The sequence below is a fragment of the Pedobacter sp. 01N310 genome, from assembly GCF_056399805.1.
Genome location: NZ_JBFTSB010000011.1, coordinates 17,137 through 37,988, shown reverse-complemented (window position 1 = coordinate 37,988; position 20,852 = coordinate 17,137). Strand labels below are relative to the sequence as shown.

Sequence of the window (20,852 nt, the reverse complement as noted above, 5' to 3'; positions counted from 1 at the left end):
AAGAGGAGAAAGCGTATGAATAATCCTAATGCAATAAGCTTTAAGATTCCCGCCTGCGCGGGAATGACGCCAGATCTTTGCAATTTGCTAAAGGCAGACCGATTAAAATAAACCTGATTGGAATGAACATGAAGCGCAGCGAAATAAAATGGAAAGCAGGACTGATCTAACCGATTAACACAGAAACCTGCTTTACAAAAAATATAAAACAACTTAAAATAATTAATGAACAAAACACTCTCCTTAAAACAAGAAATTGCTTACGCTGCTGGTATGATTGGATGGAGCACGATGACAAACATTATCATCGTAATGCTTCCCTATTTCTATCTTCCCCCAAGCAATGCTGGCCTGCCACCTTTGGTACCACAACTCGTTTTATTGGGTGCGTTTAATATCCTTTCTATTATTGCTGCTTCAGGAAGGTTGGTAGATGCCATTTACGATCCGTTTATTGCGTCTAAAAGCGATGCATGTACCAATAAAAACGGTCGCAGGATGCCCTTTATGAAATGGGCAATTGTTCCTGCTATGCTTTTTTGCGGACTGGTTTTCTACCCGATCCAAAAAACGGAGAGCCTGCATAATGCCTGGTGGTTAACCATCACACTTTGTTTATTTTTTGTATCGGTTACCACTTATATTATTCCTTATAATGCGCTACTGGCCGAAGTAACCAATACGCCAAAACAAAAAGTTAAATTATCGAGTTATCAACAGGTTGGTTTTGTAATCGGAATCATTTTATCGGCCTGTACCAACAACTTTGCCGATCTGGTTGAGGCTCATTTTCATGTAGCCAACCGCAGCGAAGCCATCCAGATTGCGATATGGGGTTTGTGTATCCTATCCGGACTGGTGATGTTATTGCCAATTTTTTTCATCAATGAAAAGGAATTTTCGGTTGCAAAGCCTACCCATGTGCCTTTATGGCCAGCAATTAAAAGTACATTTAAGAACAGTAATTTTAAATATTACCTAATATCAGATTTCGCTTTTTATACGGCCCTGAGTATTATTTCAAGCGGTTTATTGTTTTTCTGTACGGTTTTATTGGGCCTACCAGAATCGGAAGGTGGAAAATTTATGGCTGCCATGGTTTTTGCGTCCTTGCTATTTTACCCGTTGGTTAATTTTGGTTCGGCTAAAATCGGCAAAAAACCTTTTGTATTACTTGCCTTTGGCGTGTTGTGCTTAATCTTCGTCACCATTTTCTTTTTAGGCAAATTACCATTTGGTCCACATACACAGATTTACATCCTGGTACTATCCGCTTCGTTTCCATTAGCGGCACTTGGCATTTTACCAACCGCTATTTTGGCCGACATTGCCCAAAGAGATACCTTAAAAACCGGAGAAAACCACGAAGGCATGTTCTTCGCAGTAAAATACCTTTTTGTAAAACTTGGACAAACATTGGGTATCGCTATTTTCGCCATGCTTACCATTTACGGTAAGGACCCCGGCAACGATTTCGGATTACGATTGAACGGAATTGTAGGTTTCGCACTTTGTTTGATTGCGCTGTTGTTTTTTAGCAGGTTTAAGGAGGAGAAGTAGTTTGGCGTTGAGCGTTTTGAGTTAGGAGTCGACACAATCTAATAAATATGAACGAATCACTTGTACAAAAAGACTTAAGATTTAGATACAAATCATTTTTAATCACTGAAAACGGACTTGAGGTTAAACAGAAGAGTTTACTTAGTTCAAGTGAATATGTGATCGCTTACGAAAACGTAGGCACTAGAACTTATAAAAGCAATAAGGGTATTTATGGCCTCCTATTTTCATCTACAATATTATGTATGGTGTCTATCCTATTGTATCTGTTAAGAAATGATGGAGAAGGTGTTGAAAGCTCGGTTTACTTCTTCTATTTTGGGTTATCGATGATACTGTTGATTTTGTTTTTAATCACCTATAAACGGAGTTTTTATTTGATAAAACATGGGAACGTAGATGCTATTGAATTTTTTCAAAACAAACCATCAAAAGCGGAAGTCAATACCTTTATTGATATTTTAAAAGCAACAAGAAATATATTTTTACTCAATAAATATGGCCAGGTAAATTTTGGCTTTACCCGAGAAGAAAATTATAGAAACTTAGTGTGGTTAGCCAATAATGAGGTAATCAACAATGTAGAATTTAATAATATGGTGAATAAGCTAAATTTAGAAATGCAACAGCAGAATCTAGACAAAATGAACTTTGATTTTAGCTTAAATTAAAACCAATTGTCATTAAAGCTTACAATAACTAGTTATCTAATTAAACAAAAAATACATGAACGGAGGTAATAAACGACCACCATCCCGCTCATGTATCTCATTTATAACCTAATAACCCGGGCTTTGTTTTAGGGTACCGTTACTTCTATCAATCTGATCTTGCGGTAAAGGGAAATAATCATCTCTGGTTTCGATGGTAATGCCTTTTAAGTAATTGAAGTACCCACCTTCAAAAGAAAAATAACTTTCCAGTGTTTGTTTTGCTACACCCCAGCGTACCAAATCGAAGAAGCGATGACCTTCCAATGCCAACTCTAACCTGCGTTCGAAACGCACCGCATTTCTTGCATAAGTATCATTTGGAAACGAGATGTACTGGCTAACTTTGTAAGCCGCCGCAGGAGTTCCATTTATATCCCGAGGGGTAATTTTAGCAGCACGGGCTCTAACTGCATTAACCAATATTAAAGCTCTGCCCAAATCGCCTTTTTCCACGGCGCATTCTGCCGCCATCAGGTAAACATCAGCTAAGCGGATCAGGTTTACGTTTAATCCGGTTACGTTGGAACTTCCTGGAGCTGTTCCGCTCGAAATCTGCGAAGCATCAATGGTATTCTTAACAGCCAGGAAAGGGCCGCCATTGCTGGCGTCGCGAATCCAGGTATCACCAGGCATTAAACCCCAATCGCGATATGGAACGCCACGTCTTCCAATTGTCGATTCAATTCGTGGATCTAAAGGTAAAGTCTTATCTACTGCATAATTTGTTTTATCCGTTCCGGTTAATCCATAATCAGATTTATATGGATTAGTACGATAGCTGCCGTCCAATAGCGGTAAGCCAAGGGCATTTACCTTAAAGGAGTTGGCCAGGTCTATCGTTGGCTGAAAGAAACCGCAACAGTTAATCGGCGCATTACCGTACGGGAAGTTAAGCATATCGCCTACATTACCATTATCGCCGCCTGTGCCATCTGTTCCAACTGAATGCTGAACAGACATAATCGTTTCTGGTCCGTCTTCTTTGGTAATGTCAAAATTATCGCCGTAAGGCATATCAACCAAACTTGGTTTGGCCAAAATTACGGCATTCAACAAATCGTAAGCTTCAGGATATTTCTTTTGATATAAAAGCACCTTTCCAAGATAAGCCTGAGCTGCATATTTATCTACTCTACCTTTTTGATTTTTTGGTTTGGTTGTACTTAAATTGGCTACGGCAAACTGAAGATCATCTACAATATTAGGATAAATGTCTTTATCATTAGGAACAAAAGCACCACTATTCGCCTCAGTAACATAAGGAACCATTTTAAATATGCGAACCAAAAAGAAATAATAATGTCCACGCAACAATCTGGCTTCGCCCTGAATTTCTTTTGCACGGGCATCATCAAATTTGGCCGATCCCGAGCCTGCCTGTAAGTTAGCAAGGACTTTTAAAGTACGGTTACAGCGTTGAATTCCTTCAAAACATCTGTTCCAAATATTCGATAAATTATCATTTGTACTGGTTGGCGAATGCTGTTCAATGGCATTCATAGGCGGCTGATCTCCTGTGCTACTCCCTTTATGGGCATTATCAGATGCAACCTCGCCAAATAACCATTGGCTTGGTGCTGCACCATAATTACCCCATGTTCCGTCTAAATTGCCATTAAGTAAACTATAGGAACCTATTAAAAGTCCTTCAACCCCCTCTTGGCTCATTAACTGTTCCTCGGTGAGTTCGCCCTGCGGTTGCAATGCTAAAAATTCCTTTTTGCAGGAAAAAGTACTGCAAATTAATAAGGAAAGAAGAATATATTTTATATGTTTCATTTTGATATTTTTAATTAAAAACCAACATTAATACCGATTAAAAACTGACGTGGTGATGGGTAAACCCCCTGATCTACTCCTGGAGCAGAGAAGCCATCTACAATTTGACTTATTTCCGGATCCAATCCTGTGTATTTAGTGATGGTAAATACATTGGTTGCACTAACATACACCCTAATCTTATTGATGCCAGAATTTGGTCCAAAAGCTTTGGCTGTTGGGATGGAGTAGCCGATTTGCAAATTTTTCAGCCTTAAAAAGCTTCCGTTTTGAATATAATAACTCGAAGAAGCAAACTCCAGATCAGAGGCCCCGGCATAAGCAGAAGGAATCAGGCTTGATGTATTGGTTGGGCTCCAGGCATCAAGCAACCTAACACTTTTGGCTCCATCAAAGGAAGGGAAATCTGTAAAATAGCGTGTAGCTTCAAATATATCATTTCCTTTTACACCATATAAGAAAGCTGAGATATCAAAATTCTTGTAAGATGCGTTCAAATTTATACCATAAGTGAAATCAGGATGTGGACTTCCAATAATTGTCCGATCTTTTGGATCAATAATACCATCACCATTAATATCCTGATAACGTAATCCACCAACCCTGGCACCCGAATAAGAAGGATTATTCTGAATATCAGCAGTACTCTGATAAATTCCTGCGGTTTTATATCCAAAAAATGAACCCAGTGGAGCACCTTCCTGTAAAACGCTGGTTTGTAAGCTCCTATAATTGCCATAAACCTGATTGAGAATACCTGGTGCCAACCTTACGATTTTATTGTTATTTTTGGAGAAATTTGCACCAATATCAAATTTAAAAGGGCTATCAGCGCTTCTTCCATAATGATAAGCGATATTAAATTCGACCCCTTTATTACTCATATCGCCGATATTTACAAAAGGTGAACTTCCCATTCCTACAATGCTTGCTGGTAGTGGTACCGGGTAAAGCATATCAGTCGTTTTCTTGTTATACCAATCTACTGATCCATCAACAGCCCCACCTAACAAAGTAAAATCAAGACCAATATTTAAAGAATTTACAGCTTCCCATTTTATATCAGGGTTTTGATAGGCATTTTGTCGCACACCAGTTGTAAGACCATTACCGCCACCAAGCGCATAAGCTGAATTAACAATAGAACTTTGAAATCTATTGATATATTGATATCCCGGTATCCGTTGGTTTCCGGTTTGTCCGTATCCAACACGAAGTTTCAAATCGCTAACCCAATTGAGACTTTTCATAAACTCCTCTTCAGATAATCTCCATGCAGCACTTGCTGCCGGAAAATTACCATACTTATTAGCAGAACCGAAGTTAGATGAACCATCCCTACGGATAGTAAAACTGGCGAGATAACGATCATTAAAGGAATAATCAAGCTTTGCAAACACGGAGAATAGTGACCCTATTGCTCCGGTACTGGCATTGCTGATATTTGAAGAACCTGTATTTAAATAATAATAATCCGGATTACCCAAAAGAAAGAAATCATTTCTTCCTGCAGTTAATTGTCTGGTTCTGGATCTGATTGCCTCTGTACCAATTAATGCATTTAAACTGTGTTTTTCAGCAAATTTTTTGTTATAATTTAAAGTATTGGTCCAGGTCCATTCTGTATTATACCCTTGGATTTCGCTTAAATTATTTGAATTATTGCCTTCAGAGAATTCCAAATTTGGATAACGCATAGATAAGCTATTGTAATTCTCGTAACGTATCCCAAAATTGGTTTTTAATACTAAACCCGGAATAATATCACCCTCACCGAAGATATTTCCAAAAAAGAAGTTGTTTTTATTAACATTATCTTTTGCCCTGAATAGAAATGCGAGTGGATTCTCTGCATTTCCCAACTGACTACCGCGGCTACCGGCAAAGTTTCCGGCAATGTCATAAACAGGGATAATTGTTGGGATCCGGTATGCCCATCCTAAAGCACTTCCCTGATCCTGATAACCACCGGGAGTATTCGGGTTAACGCCAAACCCAACACCTTCAGCGTAACTATATTGTGCATTTTCTCCGAAACGCACCCGTTTATTAAAAGCAGATACCGCAGTATTGGATCTAAAACTATAACGTTTAAAACCTGTGTATTTTATCGTTCCTTTTTGGTTCAAGTATCCGGCACTAATAGAATAGGTTGCATTGTCTGAACCACCCAGTGCACTAATATTATAATTCTGAACTGGTGCAGATTCGGTTATCTCATCAAACCAATTGGTACCTTGCTTATTTGCTTTTGTAATCTGATAAAACAGATTTGGATCACGGCTATAGTTGTACTTAGAAGGATCTGCATCTGCAGCAGTAACATTCTGACCAAGTTTTAAACCTGCCACCAAATATTCAGGTAATACCGGTACTGTGCCCGAACCATAGTTATCTCCAGCAGCAATAGGCTTTCCGGCATTAGTATACCCATTAAATACATATTGTGCATATTGTTGAGGATTCATCATTTGTGGGAAGCTATTTTTTCTTGGCGACTGTGTGCCATAGTAAGAATCGAGCGTAATTTTTGGTAGTCCTGCTGAACCTTTTTTTGTGGTAATGATAACCACACCATTATTTGCTCTTGAACCATAGATAGAAGCAGAAGAAGCATCTTTCAATACTTGCATGCTTTCGATATCATTCTGATTAAGCCAGGATAGTTTTCCCTCAAACGGAACCCCATCAATTACATAAAGTGGGTCATTGTTATTAATGGTACTAAAACCCCGGATTCTGATTTGTGGCGTTGAACCAGGAGCCCCGTCATTTACAATTTGTACCCCTGTTGCTTTTCCTTGCAACGCTTCTACAGCACTTGCTGCAGGCTGGGCCTTTAACAGTTCCATACTTACTACAGCCACAGAACCAGTTAAGTCTTTCTTCCGCTGAGAAGAATAACCAGTCACTACAACATCTGTAAGGTTATTATTGTTGGCTTGTAATACAATTGAAATGTTGGTTTGGGTACCCACTGTTACTTCTTTACTGCCATAGCCAACAAAAGAAATAACCAACACATCAGTAGGTTTTACGCTCAGCGAGAAGGCCCCATTTGCATCAGTAGCGGTACCACCGCTACCATTTTTAATTTTGATCGTGGCGCCAACCACAGGCAGTTTATCATCACTTGCAATAACTTTACCAGTGATTTTTGATTGGGCCATTGCGCCGAGGGCAAATAACATCCCCAAACACAAGAGAAGAAAACTCCTCTTGATACAAGATAGATTTTGTTTCATAGGTTATAAATGATTAGGTGAAATAATGCGTACTCAATACGACTGATGTACTTCTAGGTTAATAAACTTAGCAGCATCAGGTGATCTCCGTCAGTTATGACGAGGTGATTAAGTGGTTTAGTTTTTTGCTGAATTATGCCAATGCACAAAAAAAGGCAGGCATGCAAGAAGAATGGATTTCTCCTGAAGAGTGGTAGATTTTTTCTCATAAGTAAGTGGTTAGATAGGTTGTTAGGTATTTTTATTGATGATTTACATAATGATATTTTTTTAATTAAATAATGAATTAGTGTACAATATACACTTGATTAAAAATAAATATACATATAAAAATAATAATACTACAAAAAATACATACACAAACAGACTATAAAACACTAACTAAAAGGATTAAATGCATTAGATCAATAACAGGTGTGAGTAATAGATAACGATTTGAGGTTACATTTATCAAATAGTAAATTCTCATACATTTTTTTGTATCTTTGCCGCCGAAGCAGGAATAAGGGCTTGCCATTCTGAATGGCATATTCTCTCCGCAAGTTAGTCCTTCAACAATTGATTGTTCTAGCTTCTTCGATAAATATTACACAGAAACATACATGTTATTCAAAGAATTAAACCTCATTGAGCCAATTTTAAAGGCCCTTGAGACCGAAGGTTATACACAACCGACACCAATACAGGAGCAATCCATCCCAACGATATTAAAAGGTAAAGATTTATTAGGTTGCGCGCAAACCGGTACCGGAAAAACCGCCGCCTTTGCTATCCCGATGTTGCAGTTATTGCACGAAAAACACATCAATACCAAGGCAACCAAAAACATAAAGGCTTTAATTTTAACGCCGACACGCGAGCTTGCCATCCAGATTGAAGAAAGTTTCAAGGCTTACGGCCGTCATTTAAATTTACGCCATTTAGTAATTTTTGGTGGTGTAAATCAACACTCGCAGGTAGAAGCTTTAAGAAAAGGCGTTGATATTTTAGTTGCAACACCCGGCCGTTTATTAGATTTAATGAACCAGGGTTTCATCAATTTAAATACCATCGAATTGTTCGTATTGGATGAAGCCGACCGTATGCTCGATATGGGCTTTATTCACGATGTGAAAAGAGTGGTGGCTAAATTGCCTGCAAAACGCCAGACTTTATTTTTCTCTGCAACCATGCCAGATGAAATCCAGAAGTTGGCAAATACGATTTTATCTAGTCCGACAAAAGTAGAAGTTACCCCCATTTCTTCTACAGCAGAAACAATTGTTCAATCGGTTTATTTTGTAGACAAACCTGATAAAAAGAAATTATTGATCCACCTTCTTGAGGATAGAAAGATCGAAACTGCTTTGGTTTTTACCCGTACCAAACATGGTGCAGACCGTATTGTTAAGGATTTGGCACATGCTGGTGTTAAAGCTGCTGCCATTCACGGCAATAAATCGCAAAATGCCAGACAAAGGGCATTAACTGATTTTAAAGACCGTAAAATACGCGTTTTAGTAGCTACCGATATTGCTGCCCGTGGTATTGATATCGATCAGTTATCGCACGTTTTCAATTTCGAATTGCCGAATATTCCTGAATCTTATGTACACAGAATTGGCCGTACTGGCCGTGCTGGTGCAAACGGGATTGCCATTTCTTTCTGTGATGCAGAAGAAAACGAATACTTATTGGATATCCAGAAACTGATTAAAATTACGCTTCCGGTTGTTGATGATCATCCTTATCCATTAAGCTGGGAAAGTATGCTTGCTAAAAACCAGGTTAAACGTAAACCACAAGCCCAATCTAAAGGCGGTGGCGGCGCTAAAAAAGGTGCTGATGGCAATATGAGCGGTAAACCACGCAATGCCAGCAACAACAGAAGATTTGGCGGAAATAGAAAAAGAGGTGAAAGATAATCGCGGTCGTCATTCTGAACTTGTTTCAGAATCTTACTTACAAAATAGATGCTGAAATAAATTCAGCATGACGTATCTTATAAGTGATAACAAAAAACCCGGATTACGAAACGTAGTCCGGGTTTTGTTTTTTATCGCTTTAGTCTAATCTGATAATCAATAAATTAAAACGCCGCGTCCCTCCTAACTTGATTGGGAATCGCAATCCGATAGCTTTAAGATTCCCGCCTACGCGGGAATGACGGAACTTTTTATATTTCTAGCTTAGGCAAGCGCAAGAAAACCCTCTACCCTAAACCTTCCGCCTTATACCTCTTTACACTACCACATTAATAATCTTTCCTTTAACGAAAATGATCTTTTTAGTTGGTTTTCCATCCAGGAATTTCTGGAATTGCTCATCAGCCAATAAAATGCTTTCTACCTCTGGCTGAGCTAAAGTTAAGCTCAAATTCAGGTTCATTTTCATTTTACCGTTGATTGAAACCGGATAGGCAAACTCATCTTCTACCAAATACTCAGGTTTAAATGTCGGGAAAGCTGTATACGATAAAGTTCCGGCTTCATTACCTAGCAATACCCAAAGCTCTTCGCAGATATGTGGCGCATAAGGTGAAAGGATAATCACCATATCTTCCAAAATCTGACGGTTTTTGCATTTCAGATCGGTTAACTCGTTTACTGCAATCATGAAACTCGATACAGAAGTATTGAATGAGAAACGCTCGATATCATCCTGCACCTTTTTAATGATTTTATGTAGCGATTTTAATTCGGCTTTTGTAGGAACAGCATCGTTTACATGGAAAGCCCATTCTTCGTTGTGGAACAAGCGCCAGAATTTACGCAAGAACTTAAATACACCTTCAATACCATTCGTATTCCAAGGTTTACTCTGCTCTAACGGACCTAAGAACATTTCGTACATCCGCAAAGTATCAGCACCATAACGTTCAATCAAATCATCGGGATTAACCACGTTGAATTTTGATTTCGACATTTTCTCTACTTCGACACCACAGATGTATTTCCCGCCTTCAAGAATAAATTCTGCATTAGCATATTCTTCTCTCCAGGCTTTGAACTTAGCGATGTCTAAAGTATCATTTTCAACAATGTTCACATCAACGTGCAATGCTGAAGTTTTATATTCTTTTCTTAATCCAGCTGATACATAAGTGTTAGTAGGTTTTCCGTTCTCATCGTTAATGCGATATACAAAATTACTTCTACCCTGAATCATGCCCTGGTTAATCAGTTTTTTGAAAGGTTCTTCTTCTTTGGTATAACCTAAATCTTTCAAAAATTTATTCCAGAAACGGCTGTACAATAGGTGACCGGTTGCATGCTCAGAACCACCGATATACAAATCCACATCTTTCCAATATTCAACAGCTTCTTTTGAAGCAAAATCGTTATTGTTATTGGCATCCATATAACGGTACCAGTACCAGCTGCTTCCTGCCCAACCCGGCATGGTGCTTAACTCATAATGTCCACCATCTTTTGGAACCCAGTCTTCAGCCCTGGCCAAAGGTGGTTCTCCTGTTTCAGTTGGTAAATATTTATCAATTTCAGGAAGTAACAATGGTAATTCTTCTTCTTTTACCAAATAAGGCAATCCATCTTTAAAGTAAACCGGAATAGGCTCGCCCCAATAACGCTGGCGACCAAAAATCGCATCACGCTGACGGAAGTTTACTTTTGCTTTCCCTACTTTCTCTTCTTCCAACCAGTTATTTAAAAATGGAACAGCTTCTTTATATGTCATTCCGTTTATGAAACCTGAGTTGATGTATTTTCCTTCTTTAGTTGGATCTGCCTGAACATCTATATCTTTTTGTCCGTCCAAAATCTGGATAATTGGCAAATTAAAATGTGTGGCAAATAACCAATCGCGTTGATCGCCACTCGGAACGCCCATTACCGCGCCAGTTCCGTAACCTGCCAACACATAATCAGCAATCCATAACTGCACGCGTTCGCCACTTACAGGGTTAATTACATAGGTACCCGTAAAAGCACCAGACACCGTTTTGGTATCGGCCATACGGTCTAACTCTGATTTCTTTTTAGTTAAAGCGATGTAGTTTGCAATGTCCTCTTTTTGTTCAGGAGTAGTTAATTCTGCAACCCACTCATGCTCCGGAGCTAAAACCAGGTAAGAAACCCCAAAAATGGTATCTACACGGGTGGTAAAAACTTCTATATATTTTTCAGTTTTCAGTTTTGAGTTTTCAGTCTCTTCAACTGCCAACTGTGAATTGTCAACGGCAAACCTTACGGATGCTCCAACACTTTTACCGATCCAGTTACGTTGCATTTCTTTAATTGGTTCTGGCCAATCGATGGTATCCAAACCCTGCAAAAGTCTGTCAGAATAAGCTGTAATCCGCATGCTCCATTGCATCATTTTCTTTTGCTCAACAGGGAAACCGCCACGTTCCGAGAAGCCATCTTTAACCTCATCATTCGCCAAAACGGTTCCTAAAGCCGGGCACCAGTTTACAGTACTCTCGCGAAGATAAGTTAAACGGTATTTTAACAATTCAATCTGTTTTTCTTCATCGGTAAAGGTTGCCCAGTCGCTCGGCATAAATTCTTTAGTATCTTCATCACAAACTGCTTTAACATCAGCTGTACCAGAAGCATTAAATTTTTCGATCAACGTGGTAATATCTTCTGCCCTATCGTTTTCGATATTGTACCATGAATTGAACAACTGCATAAAAATCCACTGTGTCCATTTATAATAAGATGGCTCACTGGTGCGTACTTCTCTGCTCCAATCGAAAGAAAAACCAATTTGGTCTAACTGCCTGCGATAGGTTGCAATGTTTGCCTCGGTGGTAATGGCAGGGTGCTGTCCGGTTTGTATGGCGTACTGCTCTGCGGGTAATCCGAACGAATCGTATCCCATTGGATGCAATACATTGAAGCCTTTAAGGCGTTTATATCTTGAAAAAATATCTGATGCAATGTAACCCAGTGGGTGACCAACGTGCAGGCCTGCTCCTGATGGATAAGGAAACATATCTAACACATAATATTTTGGTTTTTCAGAATTGCTTTCGGCTTTAAACGTTTGATGATCTGCCCAAAATTTCTGCCACTTTTGCTCTATTTCTTTGAATTGGTAATCCATTGCAAGTTTTAAATTTTTAAAGGTGCGAAAATACGGAAATTAAGGGGCTTAAAAAAGCAGATTCATGATAATATTTTACCAGCAGAAATGCAGAATTAGAAGAAGTTAGGGGTAAAAACCTACACGTCTTTTGTGCACTTAGATATCATCTGATGCTTTATGCCAAAATAAATGTTTCGCTAAATATTTATCATAATAAACAATTTTAGCTCTATTACCCAACGAGATCGTCACCCTGTCCCGAAATTTCGGGATCAGGGCCTATCTTGCTTGGAAAGATGCTGAAATGAATTCAGCATGACGGCCCTAAGATTTAACACAAAAAAAAGCGCCATTGATGTTAAAAATCAATGGCGCAGCAAATAATCGGGGGATTAAGATCTTATCTTGATAAAAAATATACTTTAGTAACGTTTGTTTTATCAATTTTAGCAGTAAACTCTAATTTGTTTGCAGTAATACTGTTTACTTTACAATAATTCAATCCATCATTAATATCCATGCTGAACTGATCAGAATAAATGATTACATAAGTTCCGATTGTTCTGTTACCCGATAAACTCAGCTCTACCTGATCATCGTTATTTGATTTGTAGTCAACATAATCACTTGTTGTACCATAGGTAACAGTCCCATTAATCTTTTTTGGATCTTTCAATGTTTCTTCAGCAGTATAACCGGAAGTTACAATTTTATTTAACGTCCATCGGCCTAACATCTGGGCTTTTAAAGAAGTATCATCTTTTTTGCACGAAATAATTGTAGAGGCGATAAGTAAGAATAGGCTCAGAATAGTAATTTGTCTTTTCATAGTTAAATTTAGTTTTAAGATATCCATAATTAACGCCGTTTCAACAAATTTCGTACCGCGTTTTCACAAAAAGTAAATTTAATTAAAGAATTAATACTCAAACTAAAAGCAAAAGCTTTCCGTTAATATTCATTTAGCAATCATTAATTGGTGTTTATCAGGTATAATTTATATTTTCGCAGAAACAAAAATGAAATACATGGAAGAATTCGAAGTAAGTGATGCATCTAAGAAAACCAAAACCGTTTATATCTCCACTATAATCAGTATTGCTTTGGTTTTATTAATGCTGGGACTGCTTGGTTTGGTACTTGTACATGCCAAAAACCTGTCTAACTACGTTAAAGAAAACATCGTTTTAAACATTATTGTTGATGAAGGCGCAAAAGAAGCCGATGTTTTGGCCTTTCAGAAGGAATTAAATGCAAATCCTGCAGTAAAGCAAACTCAATATGTAAATAAAGAGCTTGCCGCAAGAAATTTAACGCAGGATTTAGGTGAGGATTTTGTTAACTTTTTAGGATACAACCCGCTAACATCTACCTTCGATGTGTATTTAAAAGCAGAATATGCGAACAATAAAAGCATCGATGCCTTAAAAGCAAGTATTTCTAAAAACCCTGTAGTTAAAGAAGTGGTTTACCAAAGCTCTTTAATTGATATGGTAAACAAAAATATCAGCACCATTGGCTTAATTATTTTAGCCTTTGCCGCACTGCTATTAATCATTTCTATAGCACTGATTAACAACACAATAAGATTGGCAATCTACTCACAGCGTTTTTTAATTAAAAGTATGCAGCTGGTTGGTGCAACGAAAAACTTTATTCGACGTCCTTTCTTATTATATGCTGCTTTACATGGCTTAATTGCTGCATTTATTGCCATTATTATTTTATTGGCAACCTTAATTTATGCCCGCAAAGAGGTACCTGAGATTATTATTTTAAATAACTACCAGGAATTTGGCTTCGTATTTATAGGCCTTTTAATTGTGGGTATTTTTATAACAGGCATTAGTACATGGTTTGCAGTAAGCAGATATTTACGTTTAAAATCTTATCATCTTTATAGATAATGGCAGAAAAAAAAACAGGTCCGGTTGCAAAGGACGTTAAAAGCGAATTGGTTTTCACCAAAAAAAACTATCAGTTATTGTTAATCAGCATTGCAATTGTAGCAGTTGGCTTTATATTAATGATGGGTACTACTGGCGACATTTATGATTTCAGAAGGACTTTATTAGCACCGATAGTGGTGTTGGCGGGTTTTGCTTTTGGCATTTATGCTATCCTAAAAAAATAATTTTATCCTAAAGGATTATACTTGAAACGCTTAATTTATTGGTTAAGCGTTTTCTTTATTTCTTATCTTTTCTAAAAACATGAACTATTTTGAAGCCATTATTCTGGCAATTATTGAAGGTTTAACTGAATTTTTACCTGTATCGAGCACCGGACACATGGCCATAACATCCGCCCTGATGGGAATCGGTAAAGATGACTTTGTAAAGCTTTTTGAAGTTGCTATTCAATTAGGTGCAATCTTGGCTGTGGTGGTAATTTACTGGAAAAAATTCTTCAACTTTTCTGATTGGAAGTTTTATCTGAAATTAATTATTGCTGTTATACCTGCTTTGGTTTTTGGTTTTCTATTGAATGATTTTATTGATAATACTTTGGGCAATCCTATATTTATCTCTGCCGTTTTATTAATTGGAGGCGTAATACTCTTATTGGTTGATAAGTGGTTTAAAAACGCTACAATTGACAGTGAAAAAGAAATCACAAACGCAACTGCGTTAAAGATCGGTTTTTTCCAGGTGCTTGCTATAGCTTTCCCTGGCTTAAGTAGAAGTGCCGCGACAATTTTGGGCGGAATGAGTCAAAAATTAACAAAAAGTGCGGCTGCAGAATTCTCATTCTTTTTAGCCGTGCCCACAATGTGCGCAGCAACAGGATACAAGCTTTTAAAAGGCTATCATTTGTTAAATACAGAAAATATTAAGTTGTTATTAGTGGGTAATATTGTTGCTTTTATTGTTGCTATAATCGCTATAAAATCATTTATCGGCTTTTTAACCAAACACGGATTTAAAGTTTTCGGCTGGTACCGTATTGCTTTGGGAATTATCATATTAGCATTGTTCTTATCAGGATATCATATTGATATAAACTAATCCGTATCTTTGCGCAAAAAAGATTTGTGAGTACCGAAAATTCAAAATTTAAAGACTTCAATTTTGCTGAAGGCGAATTGCTCTTAATTAATAAACCATACAAATGGACTTCGTTTGATGTAGTGGGCAAAATCCGTAATTCTTTAAAACCGCTAAAACTAAAGGTTGGTCATGCCGGCACTTTAGACCCCCTTGCTACAGGCTTGCTAATCATCTGTACAGGCAAATTAACTAAGCAGATAGACACTTTCCAGGCAGAAGAGAAAGAATATACAGGCACCATGATTTTGGGTGCTACAACCCCGTCATTCGATATGGAGACCGAGGTAGATCAAACTTTCGACATCAGTAACATCACCGAAGAAGATATATACGCTGCCTGTACACCATTTATTGGCGATATAGAACAATATCCACCAGCACATTCTGCTGTTAAGGTAAATGGAGAGCGTTTATACGTAAAAGCAAGGCTGGGTGAAGAGGTTGAGCTACGTAAACGTTTTGTAAGCGTTCCAGCGTTTGAAATAACACGCATCGAACTGCCAGAGATCGATTTTAGAATTGTATGCAGTAAAGGCACATACATCCGTTCATTAATATCCGATTTTGGTAAAACTTTAAACAGTGGCGCTTATCTTTCCAAACTTACACGTACCCGGAGCGGAAACTTTTTGCTTAAAGATGCGTTTGAGGTATTAGAACTTGTTAATTATATTCGTAGCAAGAAAGAAGAAGCTAAAACTGCAGCAGAGGCATGAACCGCATCAAAAACAGAAACATCAGGTTTATAAAAGAAATTCTTTTAATTATTGCAGGTGTAACTTCGGCATGTTTTGGCTTAAAAAGCTTTTTAATGCCCAGTCATTTTATTGATGGTGGTGTTACGGGTATTTCTCTTTTGCTAAGCACCTTAACTGGCTGGAATTTATCGTACCTTATTGTAATTATCAACATTCCCTTTGTAATTTTAGGTTATAGGCAGATTGGTAAAGGCTTTGCCCTTAAAACCGCTATTGCCATTGCTGCGCTCTCGTTGGCCTTAATTTTTCTTCCCTTTCAGCCCATTACCCACGATAAATTGCTCATCGCATTTTTCGGCGGGTTATTTTTAGGCGGTGGGATTGGATTGGCCATGCGCGGTGGCTGTGTTATCGACGGAACAGAGGTTTTAGCGCTTTACATCAGTAAAAACAGCATTTTAACCGTTGGAAATATCATCCTGATTTTAAATATCATTATTTTCGCCTTCGCAGCTTATTTCTTAAATATCGAAACTGCGCTATATGCTATTCTAACGTATCTATCGGCATCAAGCACGATCGATTTCATTGTAAATGGCATAGAACAATACACCGGTGTTACCATTATTTCTGAGCACCAGGAAGACATAAAAGCATTCATCATTAACGAAATGAAACGCGGAGTGACCATTTATAAAGGTGAAGGTGGTTATGGAGAAAAGAAAGATATCGATATTATTTTCACTGTGGTTACCAAACTAGAAATGAGCAAATTACAAACCGCTATTCGCCAGATCGATCCGGATGCATTTGTGATACAACAACAGATTGCCGATTTAAAAGGCGGGGTCGTAAAACGCCATGCTTTACATTAATAAATAATAGAAATTGGGCATGCCCCTAAGCTGTGCAAAGGGTCGGGCTGTACGCTAAATCCCCGATGAAACCTGTAAAACAAGCAAGCATGCCACAAAATAATAAACAACAATGCTTAAATCGGGGGATACCGCTTCCATCCCTCATGCAAAACCCACACCGATAAAATAGATTTACCATTGAAAATATATCATAACCTTTCGGATTTTAAAAAATTAGATAATGCCATTGTAACCATTGGCACTTTTGATGGCGTGCATTTCGGACACCAAAAAATCATTAAACAACTGGTAGAAAAGGCAAAATCCGACAACGGAGAAAGTGTAATATTAACTTTTTTCCCACACCCTAGAATGATTATAGATCCTGAAAACCAGGAGCTAAAAATGATTAATACCATTAATGAAAAAGCCGAAATTTTAAAAGGTTTAGGTGTAGATCATTTAATCATCACGCCATTTACCAGAGATTTCTCCAATCAGCTGCCTGAGGATTATATAAAAAACACGTTGGTAAATAACATTGGTACCAAGCATATTATTATTGGTTACGACCACCGCTTTGGTAAAGATCGTTCGGGCAACCTAAACGATTTAAAAGCTGCTGGCCTACATTATGGTTTTAGTGTGGAGGAAATTATGGAGCAGGATATTCATGATGTTGCAGTAAGCTCTACCAAAATCCGTCAGGCGCTCTTAGCGGGCGACGTAAGCTTGGCCAACGATTATCTGGGTTATCCGTTTTCTATTTTTGGAAGGGTAATCAAAGGCGATAAAATCGGAAGAACAATRGGTTTCCCAACAGCTAATATCTTTGTAGAAGAAACTTATAAACTGATTCCGGGCGATGGCATTTATGCCGTTACCGTAGAGATGGAGTCTGAAGTCCTAAACCCTAAACCCTCAACCTTAAACCTCCAACCTTACAAGGGAATGGCCTACATCGGGCAACGCCCAACCATTAACGGAATGACAAGAAATATTGAAGTAAATATTTTCGATTTCAACCAGGAAATTTATGGGCAGGACATTAAAATGAACTTTTTGAAATTCTTGCGTCATGACGTGAAATTCACCGGATTAGAAGCTTTAACTGTTCAGTTACAAAAAGATAAGGTGGCTACTTTAGCTTATTTTGAATCTGTAAGTTAACAGATTTAAATCAGATTTTGCTTTCAAAAAAGCCTCATTTTCGTTATATTAGCGGCAATGAGGCTTTTTTACATCATCTTTTTTCTGTCTATATCCATTAATTTTGCGGCCTTCGCATCGCAGGAAAAAAGAAATGATGTACCATTAAAAAACACCAAAATAAGTTTCATTTCAAGCAAAAAAAATATCAAATCCAATTCTGATTTTAATCAGGATAGTGAAAGTTTGCAAAAAGATTTCATTAACAGTCCAATTATAAAAATATCATCCAGTGCGTTTGTACTGATCACTTTTTTGCTGTTTCTTTTTTTCAAGAACAAAACCATCAATACAAAAGTTGTAATCAGGAGATTAAAATATAATTATTGGTGCCTGTTTAAGATGCTCTACCCAAAACATGTTTTTTGGTAAGTAATTTCATTTTTAACCACAAATGTGGGGTTTTCAATAAAATGCCGAGTAACAATACTCGGAAATAAATTATTTAATCATCAATACCCATTTTTTATAGATGCATTTACCCGATTTAATTGCCGATTTAGGATTAATCCTTGCTGCTGCAGGGATAACCACCCTCATATTTAAACGAATTAAACAACCGTTGGTTTTAGGTTATATACTGGCCGGCCTGTTGGTTGGCTCACATTTAGATTTTTTCCCTTCAGTTACCGATACAAAAAGCATCAATATTTGGGGCGAAATAGGCGTAATTTTCCTTTTATTCAGTTTAGGTTTAGAATTCAGTTTTAAAAAACTGGTTAAAGTTGGCGGTTCTGCCTCCATCACGGCGATCGTGAAAGTGCTTTTTATCATTCTGGCGGGCTACTTGGTAGGTAAAGCAATGGGCTGGAAAGACATGGATAGTTTATTCCTTGGGGGTATCTTGTCCATCTCATCAACAATGATTACCATTAAGGCTTTCGAAGAACTTGGTTTAAAACATAAAAAGTTCGCAGGCCTGGTTTTTGGCGTTTTAATTGTTGAAGATCTGGTGGCCATCTTGTTATTGGTACTATTCTCTACCCTGGCGGTTAGTCAGCAATCGGCAGGTACAGAAATGCTGTATTCCATTTTAAAACTGGCTTTTTTCCTAGTACTTTGGTTCTTGGGCGGAATATTCCTGGTTCCTTCATTTCTTAAAGCAACCAAGAAATTAATGAACGACGAAACCATGTTGGTGGTATCTTTAGCGTTATGTTTGGTAATGGTATTACTGGCCGATAAGGTGGGCTTCTCTCCTGCCTTGGGGGCATTTATTATGGGATCCATTTTGGCAGAAACCACACAGGCAGAAAGAATCGAACATTTAACCAAATCAGTAAAGGATTTATTCGCAGCGGTATTTTTTGTTTCGGTCGGTATGCTGATCGACCCTTCAATGCTGGTTAAGTACGCTGTACCAATTATCGTTGCTACGTTAGTGATTATTTTAGGGAAAATTATATTTACCATTTTAGGGGCGTTATTATCTGGTCAGCCGTTAAAAACTTCGGTACAATCGGGCATGAGTTTGGCGCAGATTGGTGAATTTTCATTCATCATTGCCTCATTAGGCTTAACCCTTAAAGTAACAAGCGATTTCCTTTATCCTATTGCGGTAGCGGCAGCAGCGATCACTACATTTACTACGCCATATCTGATTAAACTATCTGAACCTTTTTACCGGTACTTGAACCGTGTTTTACCTAAAAAATGGTTAGATGGGATCGAAAGATACAGCTCCAGTACCGAAGGAATTACAACATTAAGCGATTGGAAGGTTTTATTGAGGTCTTATATTTTTAATACCATTATCCACTCCGTGATTATTATTGCGATCATCTTTTTAGCCTACAGGTACGTTCAGCCTTTTATTGTGAACAATATTTCCAATAGTTTAACTTCTATTATTATCAGCGTAGTGGTTTCCTTCATTTTAATGTCGCCATTTTTATGGGCGTTATCTATCCGAAGGATCCAGCGAACAGCCTATTCCCACCTTTGGCTGAACAAAAAATATACCCGGGGGCCGTTAATCGCAATCGAGTTTTTCAGAATTGCCTTAGGCATTTTCTTTGTAGGTTTTTTAATGTATGAGTTTTTTGATACCTGGATTGCCGCTGTAATCGCATTAGTCCTGATTATCTTAGGTATGGTCATCTTCTCCAGGAAACTGCAGTCTTTTTACGATAAACTGGAAAGACGTTTCATGTTGAATTTAAATGCACGTGAGCATCAAAAACCTAACATTTTACCCTGGGATACTCACTTAACTGAAATCACTGTTTCCCCTGAATCGGAAGTAGTTGGAAAAACACTTACCGAATTAATGATCAGGGAAAAATATGGCGTTAACATTGCTTTAATAGAACGTGGAAGAAATAACATTCCAACACCGGGAAGAGATGAGCGGCTTTATCCAAACGATAAACTGCTATTAATTGGTGCTGATGATCAATTGGCTGCTGTTAAAGTACTTTTAGAAGTTGATGCGCCGGAAACAGCTGAAGAAAATAATTTCCCGAATAAAGAAATGACCTTACAAAAGGTAGTTGTTCATGCCGAATCGCCTGTTTATGGATTAAGTATTAGAAATGCAGGTATCCGCGAAAAAGCACAGGCATTAATTGTTGGCATAGAAAGGGGTACTGATCGGATATTGAATCCTTCCTCAGACTTTGTATTCGATAACGGCGATGTAATTTGGATTGTTGGGAACAATAAGAAAATAAAAGAGGTTATTTAGTTAGTCCCGAGTCATAAGTCCGAA

General features: G+C 37.9%; 14 protein-coding genes. 10 read left to right on the top strand and 4 right to left on the bottom strand.

What is annotated here, in order from left to right:
- Positions 1–225: 225 nt before the first annotated feature.
- Both AC1DNH_RS19305 and AC1DNH_RS19300 read left to right on the top strand, forming a co-directional pair.
- A complete protein-coding gene (locus AC1DNH_RS19305; RefSeq protein ID WP_477584412.1) occupies positions 226–1,560 on the top strand; it encodes an MFS transporter in 1,335 nt (444 codons plus the stop codon).
- A gap of 47 nt (positions 1,561–1,607) precedes the next feature.
- Positions 1,608–2,231: a hypothetical protein gene (locus AC1DNH_RS19300; protein ID WP_477607491.1), complete on the top strand. Its 624-nt coding sequence runs from the start codon at positions 1,608–1,610 to the stop codon at positions 2,229–2,231.
- A 108-nt stretch (positions 2,232–2,339) separates the two neighbouring features.
- Here the strand turns inward: AC1DNH_RS19300 and AC1DNH_RS19295 are convergent, their stop codons facing one another.
- Together AC1DNH_RS19295 and AC1DNH_RS19290 are read right to left on the bottom strand one after the other, a co-directional pair.
- A complete protein-coding gene (locus tag AC1DNH_RS19295; protein WP_477584408.1) occupies positions 2,340–4,052 on the bottom strand; it encodes a RagB/SusD family nutrient uptake outer membrane protein in 1,713 nt (570 codons plus the stop codon).
- A gap of 14 nt (positions 4,053–4,066) precedes the next feature.
- Positions 4,067–7,297 carry a SusC/RagA family TonB-linked outer membrane protein gene (locus tag AC1DNH_RS19290; RefSeq protein WP_477625584.1) on the bottom strand — a complete coding sequence of 1,077 codons (3,231 nt, stop codon included), beginning with the start codon at positions 7,295–7,297 and terminating at the stop codon, positions 4,067–4,069.
- Positions 7,298–7,899: 602 nt separating this feature from the next.
- Between AC1DNH_RS19290 and AC1DNH_RS19285 the strand changes: the two genes are divergently transcribed.
- Positions 7,900–9,201 (top strand): DEAD/DEAH box helicase, encoded by a 1,302-nt coding sequence (locus AC1DNH_RS19285; RefSeq protein ID WP_477625583.1) that lies wholly within the window; start codon positions 7,900–7,902, stop codon positions 9,199–9,201.
- Between the two features lie 316 nt (positions 9,202–9,517).
- Here AC1DNH_RS19285 and leuS read toward each other — a convergent pair whose 3' ends face one another.
- The gene (gene leuS / locus AC1DNH_RS19280) at positions 9,518–12,346 is read right to left on the bottom strand and encodes a leucine--tRNA ligase (protein ID WP_477582380.1); all 2,829 of its coding nucleotides are present in this window, start codon (positions 12,344–12,346) and stop codon (positions 9,518–9,520) included.
- 382 nt (positions 12,347–12,728) lie between these two features.
- On the bottom strand, positions 12,729–13,157 hold the full coding sequence (locus AC1DNH_RS19275; protein ID WP_477582378.1) for a lipocalin family protein: 429 nt from the start codon (positions 13,155–13,157) through the stop codon (positions 12,729–12,731).
- Between the two features lie 199 nt (positions 13,158–13,356).
- Between AC1DNH_RS19275 and AC1DNH_RS19270 the strand changes: the two genes are divergently transcribed.
- The 7 genes from AC1DNH_RS19270 (at position 13,357) to AC1DNH_RS19240 (ending at position 20,828) form a co-directional block, all read left to right on the top strand.
- Positions 13,357–14,235 carry a cell division protein FtsX gene (locus AC1DNH_RS19270; RefSeq protein WP_029275800.1) on the top strand — a complete coding sequence of 293 codons (879 nt, stop codon included), beginning with the start codon at positions 13,357–13,359 and terminating at the stop codon, positions 14,233–14,235.
- A complete protein-coding gene (locus AC1DNH_RS19265) occupies positions 14,235–14,462 on the top strand; it encodes a DUF3098 domain-containing protein (RefSeq protein ID WP_108198252.1) in 228 nt (75 codons plus the stop codon). The genes AC1DNH_RS19270 and AC1DNH_RS19265 overlap by 1 nt, the downstream gene beginning before the upstream one ends.
- Positions 14,463–14,541: 79 nt before the next feature.
- Positions 14,542–15,336, top strand: a complete 795-nt coding sequence (locus AC1DNH_RS19260; protein ID WP_477582376.1) for an undecaprenyl-diphosphate phosphatase — start codon at positions 14,542–14,544, stop codon at positions 15,334–15,336.
- Positions 15,337–15,362: 26 nt separating this feature from the next.
- A complete protein-coding gene (gene truB, locus AC1DNH_RS19255) occupies positions 15,363–16,094 on the top strand; it encodes a tRNA pseudouridine(55) synthase TruB (RefSeq protein ID WP_230149589.1) in 732 nt (243 codons plus the stop codon).
- The gene (locus AC1DNH_RS19250) at positions 16,091–16,951 is read left to right on the top strand and encodes a YitT family protein (RefSeq protein ID WP_477625582.1); all 861 of its coding nucleotides are present in this window, start codon (positions 16,091–16,093) and stop codon (positions 16,949–16,951) included. Before truB ends, AC1DNH_RS19250 begins: the two co-directional genes overlap by 4 nt.
- Before the next feature lie 180 nt (positions 16,952–17,131).
- Positions 17,132–18,103 (top strand): bifunctional riboflavin kinase/FAD synthetase, encoded by a 972-nt coding sequence (locus AC1DNH_RS19245; protein WP_477625581.1) that lies wholly within the window; start codon positions 17,132–17,134, stop codon positions 18,101–18,103.
- 511 nt (positions 18,104–18,614) lie between these two features.
- On the top strand, positions 18,615–20,828 hold the full coding sequence (locus AC1DNH_RS19240; protein WP_477582372.1) for a monovalent cation:proton antiporter family protein: 2,214 nt from the start codon (positions 18,615–18,617) through the stop codon (positions 20,826–20,828).
- Positions 20,829–20,852 lie beyond the last annotated feature (24 nt).

Coding starts and splice junctions, on each gene's coding strand:
- AC1DNH_RS19305 (WP_477584412.1), top strand. CDS start 226: ATGAACAAAACACTCTCCTTAAAACAAGAAATTGCTTACGCTGCTGGT.
- AC1DNH_RS19300 (WP_477607491.1), top strand. CDS start 1,608: ATGAACGAATCACTTGTACAAAAAGACTTAAGATTTAGATACAAATCA.
- AC1DNH_RS19295 (WP_477584408.1), bottom strand. CDS start 4,052: ATGAAACATATAAAATATATTCTTCTTTCCTTATTAATTTGCAGTACT.
- AC1DNH_RS19290 (WP_477625584.1), bottom strand. CDS start 7,297: ATGAAACAAAATCTATCTTGTATCAAGAGGAGTTTTCTTCTCTTGTGT.
- AC1DNH_RS19285 (WP_477625583.1), top strand. CDS start 7,900: ATGTTATTCAAAGAATTAAACCTCATTGAGCCAATTTTAAAGGCCCTT.
- leuS (WP_477582380.1), bottom strand. CDS start 12,346: ATGGATTACCAATTCAAAGAAATAGAGCAAAAGTGGCAGAAATTTTGG.
- AC1DNH_RS19275 (WP_477582378.1), bottom strand. CDS start 13,157: ATGAAAAGACAAATTACTATTCTGAGCCTATTCTTACTTATCGCCTCT.
- AC1DNH_RS19270 (WP_029275800.1), top strand. CDS start 13,357: ATGGAAGAATTCGAAGTAAGTGATGCATCTAAGAAAACCAAAACCGTT.
- AC1DNH_RS19265 (WP_108198252.1), top strand. CDS start 14,235: ATGGCAGAAAAAAAAACAGGTCCGGTTGCAAAGGACGTTAAAAGCGAA.
- AC1DNH_RS19260 (WP_477582376.1), top strand. CDS start 14,542: ATGAACTATTTTGAAGCCATTATTCTGGCAATTATTGAAGGTTTAACT.
- AC1DNH_RS19250 (WP_477625582.1), top strand. CDS start 16,091: ATGAACCGCATCAAAAACAGAAACATCAGGTTTATAAAAGAAATTCTT.
- AC1DNH_RS19240 (WP_477582372.1), top strand. CDS start 18,615: ATGCATTTACCCGATTTAATTGCCGATTTAGGATTAATCCTTGCTGCT.